The organism is Halomonas sp. PBN3 (assembly GCF_000475415.1).
GTDB classification, from domain to species: domain Bacteria; phylum Pseudomonadota; class Gammaproteobacteria; order Pseudomonadales; family Halomonadaceae; genus Halomonas; species Halomonas shengliensis.
The window spans coordinates 1-7,312 of record NZ_AXCA01000167.1; the positions used below are offsets into that span (position 1 = coordinate 1).

9 protein-coding genes and 1 pseudogene are annotated in these 7,312 nt (G+C 57.2%); 5 read left to right on the plus strand and 5 right to left on the minus strand.

What is annotated here, in order from left to right; all coding sequences use genetic code 11:
- Positions 1-183 (plus strand): hypothetical protein (locus tag Q673_RS36985; RefSeq protein WP_235048521.1); only part of this gene is annotated, 183 nt, incomplete at its 5' end.
- A 75-nt stretch (positions 184-258) separates the two neighbouring features.
- Here Q673_RS36985 and Q673_RS30000 read toward each other — a convergent pair.
- Positions 259-1,578 carry an IS1380 family transposase gene (locus Q673_RS30000; RefSeq protein WP_031218338.1) on the minus strand — a complete coding sequence of 440 codons (1,320 nt, stop codon included), beginning with the start codon at positions 1,576-1,578 and terminating at the stop codon, positions 259-261.
- Positions 1,579-1,951: 373 nt separating this feature from the next.
- Between Q673_RS30000 and Q673_RS30005 the strand changes: the two genes are divergently transcribed.
- Entirely contained in the window at positions 1,952-2,752 is an 801-nt protein-coding gene (locus Q673_RS30005; protein WP_023006435.1) for an undecaprenyl-diphosphate phosphatase, read from the plus strand.
- A 215-nt stretch (positions 2,753-2,967) separates the two neighbouring features.
- A pseudogene (locus Q673_RS37235) lies at positions 2,968-3,432 on the plus strand (FAD:protein FMN transferase); the annotation flags it as partial.
- Positions 3,433-3,478: 46 nt separating this feature from the next.
- Here Q673_RS37235 and Q673_RS30010 read toward each other — a convergent pair.
- The 3 genes from Q673_RS30010 to Q673_RS30020 form a co-directional block, all read right to left on the minus strand.
- Entirely contained in the window at positions 3,479-3,676 is a 198-nt protein-coding gene (locus Q673_RS30010; protein ID WP_023006436.1) for a TerB family tellurite resistance protein, read from the minus strand.
- A gap of 115 nt (positions 3,677-3,791) precedes the next feature.
- Complete coding sequence (locus Q673_RS30015) at positions 3,792-4,256, minus strand: hypothetical protein (protein ID WP_023006437.1); 465 nt, start codon at positions 4,254-4,256, stop codon at positions 3,792-3,794.
- Between the two features lie 53 nt (positions 4,257-4,309).
- Complete coding sequence (locus Q673_RS30020; protein ID WP_023006438.1) at positions 4,310-4,888, minus strand: YqhA family protein; 579 nt, start codon at positions 4,886-4,888, stop codon at positions 4,310-4,312.
- Positions 4,889-4,936: 48 nt separating this feature from the next.
- Here Q673_RS30020 and Q673_RS30025 point away from each other — a divergent pair, with 48 nt between their 5' ends.
- Together Q673_RS30025 and corA are read left to right on the plus strand one after the other, a co-directional pair.
- Complete coding sequence (locus tag Q673_RS30025) at positions 4,937-5,293, plus strand: FAD:protein FMN transferase (RefSeq protein WP_200861410.1); 357 nt, start codon at positions 4,937-4,939, stop codon at positions 5,291-5,293.
- Complete coding sequence (gene corA / locus Q673_RS30030; protein WP_023006440.1) at positions 5,293-6,246, plus strand: magnesium/cobalt transporter CorA; 954 nt, start codon at positions 5,293-5,295, stop codon at positions 6,244-6,246. The genes Q673_RS30025 and corA overlap by 1 nt, the downstream gene beginning before the upstream one ends.
- A 251-nt stretch (positions 6,247-6,497) precedes the next feature.
- On the opposite strand, the gene Q673_RS36055 is transcribed toward corA, so the two are convergent.
- Positions 6,498-7,100 carry an exopolysaccharide biosynthesis protein gene (locus tag Q673_RS36055; protein ID WP_081712043.1) on the minus strand — a complete coding sequence of 201 codons (603 nt, stop codon included), beginning with the start codon at positions 7,098-7,100 and terminating at the stop codon, positions 6,498-6,500.
- Positions 7,101-7,312 lie beyond the last annotated feature (212 nt).

Below are 7,312 nucleotides of genomic sequence, written 5' to 3' on the forward strand. Positions count from 1 at the left end.
GCGGCGACTGGCGCGGAACTTTATGTTGGGCATGGCACTGTCTGGGTGAATGGCGATAATGGCTATATTGCCATGCAGGTCAGTGGGTTAGCCCGGATGTTGCATCGGGTTGGTCAGCAGCACCCAAATGCCAGGTTTGGTGGCGATGATGCCGCCCAGAGCTGGAAGTTGGCTATATATTGATCAATTTCCTGAGCTCAAGGCGCATTTCCCCCTACCCCCATGTGTTTTCTGTGCCGGGGACAGCACGCCGCGGCGCTATCCCGGCACCAGCTTGCTGGCCAGCTTCAGGAAGAGGTCCTGCTCCGGGTACTGGCTGCTCAACATCAGCCGAATCGTGCGCGTGTTGCGGGTGATGACAGCGCCGATCTTCAGCAGCTTCAGGCGGAGGGTGTTGACCTGGGCCTGGGCGAAGGCGGTGCGCTTGAGGTAGACCCGGCGCAGCCGCTCCAGCAGCAGGTAGGCCAACCCCGACAGCAGCAGTCGGTACTGGTTGGGCCACCATTCGTGGCAGCTGGTGCGGTCGGAGAACAGGAACTGCTGCTCCTTGATACGGTTCTCCATCTCGCCCCGAGCACAGTAGCGGTGGTCATAGAGCCACTCGGCGCTGCAGCCGCGCAGGCTGGTGACCACATAGCGGGTGTTGAAGCCACGCCGGCTGGTCTCGGACTTGACGATGACCTTTCGTCGACGCTCCTTCCAGCTCTTGGCAGCGTACTCGATGAAGCCGAAGACACGCTCCTTCTCCCAGGTCTTCTCGAAGCGGATGGCCGACGCGTAGTCGATGTTCAGAGCCAGCTTGGCCAAGCGCTTGTTGCCGGCGAGGCCGATGATGTAATCGACGCCGTGGCGGTCACACCAGTTGAGGATCAGTGGACGGCAGAAGCCGCTGTCGCCTCGGAAGACGATCTTCACCTCAGGCCACGCCTGGCGCAGCCGCCGGACCAACAGGGCGAGGATGGCACCGGCGTGGTGAGCGGCATCCAGCGAGGCCGGACGCAGATAGCTGACCAGCAGCTGGTCGCCACAGAATACGAACAGCGGCAGGAAGATGTAGTGGTTGTAGTAGCCGTTGAAGTGCCGCCCGAGCTGCTGGCCATGCACCCGATCGTCGGTGGCATCGAAGTCGAGGTAGAGCGGTTTCTTGGGTGGCCGCCGGAACGAGCGGATGAACTGCTCGATCATCTCTTCGTGGATGGTGATCGCCCAGTCCCGGTCGGCTTGCTGCTCGAAGCGGCACAAGGTGGACTGACTGGCCAGCACGCCATCGGTATCGACGGCGGTCTGCAGGGCGATATCGTGACGCAGGGCCTGGTGGTCATTGAGATCCTCATAGCCCAGCGCCAGGCCGAACACGCGCTGCCGGACCAGGGTTTCGGTGCGATGCAGGCAGCGCTGAGCGTCGCGCTCGTCGCTGAGCCGGCGAGCGACGGCGCGGGTCAGGCCCATCTCGCGATCGAGCTGCCGCAGCAGCAGGATACCGCCGTCGGAAGTGAGATCACCGCCATCGAAACGGGCGATGACCTGACGGCCTTTGCAGCGTGGAAAGGAAGCGGACGGCGTGGTACATTTTGTCATGGCGGCTGAGGCGGTTGGTTCTTGTGTAGGAGCTTGAATTATAACCGATTTTCAGCCGCCTTTTTCATGTCTTATGCAATATCCAGGTTAGAAGTGCTTCCGGGGGCCGGTCTCACGGATTCAGGATTAAGTTTAGGGTGCATCCAGTACTGGAAAATCTCCAGCAACAGCAACATCGTGGACGAACTGAAAAACCAAGGCGAAACGGTGGACGACGACACACTGGCACACAACTCATTATTGCCTTACAAACACGTGCTGCCCAAAGGCACTTATTTCATCAACAAAAAGGAAACGCAATCCCTATGAGACAAAGAAAACTTTGGCCCCACATTCCCGCTTGCCATGACGAAACATTGGCGTGGGAGGTTTGATGGAAGTAGTTCAGGCCTTCTGGTTGGGCATCATTCAGGGCATCACTGAATTTTTGCCGATTTCCAGCTCCGCGCATCTGATTCTGGCTCCGGTGTTGGTTGGCTGGGCTGACCAAGGTGTCGCTTTTGACTTAGCGGTACATGTGGGCACTTTACTCGCCGTGATGTTGTATTTTCGTCGCGATGTTGGAGATTTGACCAAGGACAGCGTTACTTCGCTGATTCAGCGACGCTTTATCGGACAAGGCCTGATGGCAGGCTACCTGGTTATCGGCACCGTTCCAGCTGCACTGGCCGGTTTGCTCTTGCTGGATCTGATTGACACCCAACTGCGTTCTGTCGCGATCATCTTTTTCACCACGTTAATTTTTGGCTTGTTGCTGGGCTGGGCGGATTGGTGTCCCAAACAGAGCCGGAAGATCACCACATTGACCTGGAGAGATGTGCTGTTAGTCGGTGCAGCCCAAGCACTGTCACTCGTTCCCGGCACCTCCCGTTCGGGTGTGACCATCACTGCTGGGTTGATGTTAGGCCTCAGTCGAGAGGCAGCAGCTCGCTTTTCCTTCCTTCTGGCCATTCCCATTACCGCGCTGGCCGCTTCCGCCAAATTGCTGGAGGTGGCCACTGGTGATATTGCAGTGGATTGGATCGCGTTCCTAGTGGGCGGACTGACCTCCTTCGCTATGGCGCTAACAGCCATCCACTTTTTTCTGAAATGGCTCAACCGCTTTGGGATGTGGCCCTATGTGGTCTATCGCCTGGGGCTGGCTGCCCTGATTTACTGGGTTCTGATGAGATAAGGAGTACGATGGTAATTGTTTCAGTGGCTATTCAGGGGCTTGGCACAATAGCTGGGAAAGCCTCCAGATTGGTCAGCATGAGGCTTAAATGGCCTGTAGTGTTTGCCATCGCTTCGGTGCTATCAGGATGTGATTCATTCGACAATCAGGTGCATAAGCTGAGTGGTGCCGCTCAGGGCACTACTTGGCATGTCAGCGTCTGGCAATCTGAAGGCATGGACGTTAACGCGCTCCAGCAACGGATCGATGCTGAATTCAATCGCCTGGATCGCTCGTTGTCGAACTACAAACCGGATTCAGATATTGAACGTTTTAACGTCACGGAGACTACCGCTCCGATTGATGACGGCTCCGAGATCGTCGAACTGGTAGAAGCCGCAAAGCAGGTCAGTCAAGCCAGCCAGGGGTGCTATGACCTGACCATCAAACCATTGTTTGATCTTTGGGGATTCTCGGGCCAAACGCTGACACCACCGGATCCGGCTACCCTGATGCAGCAGCTACAACACGTCGGTTTTAGCAAACTAGAAACCCCGACACCCACCCAACTGCGCAAAACCGACCCGCAGATTCATGTGGATATTTCCTCCATTGCTCAAGGCTACAGCGTTGGTCGGGTTGCCACCGTAGTGGAAGCTGCTGGGATACAGAACTATCTCGTGGAGATTGGCGGAGAGCTGCAAACCCGGGGGCATAAGCCGGACAGTTCTTCCTGGCGTATTGGCGTCAAGAGGCCTCTGCCCGGTGGTCGCGCAGCTGAGCGCGCAGGGTGTCGAGCTCCTCCGGCGTCACCTCGTAGTCGGCACGCATCACCTCGCAGAGCAGAGCCGCCGCGGCAAGCTCGAGGCTCGGCGCCTCGAGACCGGCACCACCCTCCCCCTCGGCGAGCATCTCCTGAAAGAATCGCTGGATATTGGCTAACACGGGTGTCTCCTTTCTCTTTACTAAGGCTGGGACCTGCCAGCCGCTCTCGGGTTCGCCAGCCCGTCGAGGTCAGACCCCTAAGTAGATTGAGGGGTCTGACCCCAAGGGGGCGGGGTTAATCGCGGCAGCGCCAGCGTGCCAGCAGGGAGAGCAGCGCCAGGCCCAGCAGCGCCGCCGCCGTCCAGCCCACCACGTCGACAACCTGGGGGAATGATGCCGGCGCTTCCACCGGACGGTGCTGAAGGCCGAACACCACGACACGCCCCAGGGCATAGAGCATCAGTGCCAGGCTGGCCAGGGGTAACAGGGAGTGACGCGCCGCCAGCCAGCGGGTGAGTGCCCAGGGCTCGCTGGGCGTCTTGGCCGACTGCCGGGTGCTCGTCTTACGCGGGGTCGCCGCCTTGCTGGCGGCCGGCTTCCTCGCCGCAGGCTTGCGGGCTCGCGGCTTGACCTTCGATTTGCCCGCCGCGGGGCCACCGCCCAACCAGCCCAAGGCAGCACGGCCCAGACGCCATAGCGCCCAGCCCAAGGTAAAGCTTACCGAGAGGGCGAGACCGCCCATCACCAGCACATACGCCATTGGCGATCCTTGTCGAACAACAAAAGGAGTATTGTGCCATAGCGTCGGCGAGCCTACTCCCGATGATGCTTGTGAGCGCGGCTCATCAGGTAGAGGGCCCCGGCCAGGGCCAGCACCGAGAGCGCCAGGTAGATGGCATCCAGCGGTGTCTCGAAGGTGATATCCACCACCGCGCGAAAGAACTCGATGATCACCGCCAGGATCACCACCCGGGCGATCTTGTCCTTGAGCTCATCGAAGGACGAGACATTGAAGGGGTTCGAGGCCGGGTGCGACTCGGCCGGTTCGATCGGCGACACGAACAGCCGATACACCCCCAGGCCGAAGATCAGCAGCACGATCGCCACCAGGTAGATGTCCACCGCCATCACCACGCTCGGCACCACCGTCTCGTGAATATCGGGCTGCCCGCCGACCAGGTAGTAGGTCGCGGCGGTCACGGTAAGCTTGAGAATATCCAGAGTACCGATGATGAACAGCACCAGTGCCCCCAGCAGGCTCGGCACCACCGCCAGCATCACCAGCAGCCGGCTGTTCCACAGGAAGCGCTCGAAGATGCGTTCATAGCGCTTGCCGCTGGTGGAAGGCACCGCTGTATCGGGTCGAGGTTCGGGAGGGGTGGGCTGGCTCATGAGGGCTCCTTGCGATAGTAGATCGAGGCCCAAGATAGCATTCATTCGGTGCAAAAAGCCCTCACCATCCGTCAGGATGCCCCAGTTTCCGTTATGACGTCGGGCACCTACCGCCATTACTTCGATGAACAGGGCAAGCGCTACAGCCATGTCCTGGATGCCCGCACGGGCAAACCGGTCACTCACAACACGGTCTCGGTCACTGTCACTGTCACTGTCATCAATGACAATCCAACCCTAGCGGACGCCTGGTCCACGGCCCTTCTCTGCCTGGGACGGGAATCCGGTATGCCGGCCGCGGATGATAATGGTATCGCCGCCTTGTTCATCACTACACACAATAACCAGTTCGAAGAAGCCGCAACCTATCGCTGGCAATCACTGAAAACAATAGAGATCCACTGATGTTGAGATTGTTTAAAATTGAAAACGGCCTGATCCACGAAATTAAATGCCCCCTCGAGGAGTTGGGTAGCCATCTGATCCAAGCCGACTGGATTGATGCCCACGAGCCGGATGAAGACGAACGTGCTCTCTTGCAACACATGCTGTGCACCGAGTTGCCCGAACCGGATGAAGTGGAAGAGATTGAAACCTCGGCCCGCTGCTTCGTGGACCAGGCCGGTATCCACGTCCACTCACTGTTTCTCGCCCAAAGCGAGGGTCGCCACACAACCGTATCCGTTGCCTGTATCCTTCAAAAAAATTGCTTGATCACCATTCGTGAAGGAGATTTGGCCGATTTCCGCCTGCTACGTATGAGAGCGCACAAGGGACAGGTGGAAGTGCAATCCCCACAAGACCTGTTGGTCACGCTGTTGGAGCAGAAAGTGGAGAACCATGCCGATGCTCTGGAAGATCTGCATCGCCAACTGGAAAAGATCAGTTATATGGTTCTAGAGGACGAGGAGTCGGAGTTGGAAGACGCCATCGGCAAACTGGCCCGCCTGGAGGACAGCAACGGAAAAATCCGCCTTTGCCTCATGGACACCCAACGGGATATTTCGTTTTTGCTGCGTCATCTAAAAACCCAACCGGAGCAGTCGGAAAGCCTACGTGAGATTATGCGCGATATCGAGACTCTCATGTCCCATACCACTTTTCTGTTCGATAAAATCAACTTTCTGATGGAGTCGACTCAGGGCTTTATTAATATCGAACAAAACCAAATCATCAAGACTTTCTCGATTGCTGCCGTAGTGTTCCTGCCGCCTACTCTCGTTGCCAGCATCTATGGAATGAATTTTGACTACATGCCGGAATTGAAGTGGTTGCTCGGCTATCCCTGGGCACTGGGGCTGATGGTTATGTCAGGCATCGCACCGTATTGGTACTTTAAACGTAAAGGATGGCTCTGATGGAAGGAAGCGAGCCGTAGGTGAAAATCGTTAAAGAATTTAAACTGGGTATCCTGATTAAATGGTTGACGATCCATTCTGATCCACCAAAGACTTAATCTCCCTAGAAGGTTGATAGATCGACGCCGCAGTTCTTCTCGACTCGGGGAAACCCCTGTTGTAGGTCATGGTGGCCTTGCCTAGGAACGGGGGACACCTTGGTCTGCGGCGCCTTCTGCTTGTGCTTGGTGGTATTGAATATTACGCACGCATCAGTGAATCATATCGAACAACCTCAGGCTGCCGTGTAACAGTGCTACAGAGACACCACTAGCCAATACCGCAAGGCTCATACCAACCAATACTGCAATCCCATCTTGCCTCGCGAGGCCTAGCGATAGAGCCAGAATCGCCAAGCCAGGCAAGGTATTTCCAAATGGGATGGGCAATGCAATCAGTAACGCCATAACAACAATAACCCCTCCGATAACTCGCATGGCCAAAGGGGACATCAGCCCGGCCAGACGGATGCTCAGGCGGCGTTCTAGCTTATCTATAAGTGGCGTAGCGCGCTGGAAGACTTGGCGCAGCACTTCTTGCCCAATACGCCGCTGAGCGATGAAAGACGGCAAGCGGACACGCTTTGCACCGACCACCATTTGCCCACCGAGCAGCGCAAGCGCCGAGCCGAATATCATGCCAGCTGGAATGCCTGGTGTCGGAATAATGGCTGGGATCGAAAAAATTAATAGAACGAGCCCAAGTCCACGATCCCCCAGAGCGCTCAGGATATCATTCAGCGTCGGACGCCCAGCTGGCAAACGGTCAGGCAGAACACGCAATGCAGAAGCCAGGCTTGAGTTGTCACCGCTCATGGCGAAATGGTTCCCGTCTCGTAAAGGTTAGGCCTTTAGGCTTACTAGGCGTGGTCAGTCGCTTCTCCCACTCTTGCCCCGCTTAGAGAAGCACACTGTCAATTAGACCGCTGAATCCTACAATAATCAATACGAGCCAAAGCGGAATTTTCCATGCTGACGATCTCGACCTTGTCGTGATCGGTCATGCTCCGCTTGGCCGGGTGGCGAAC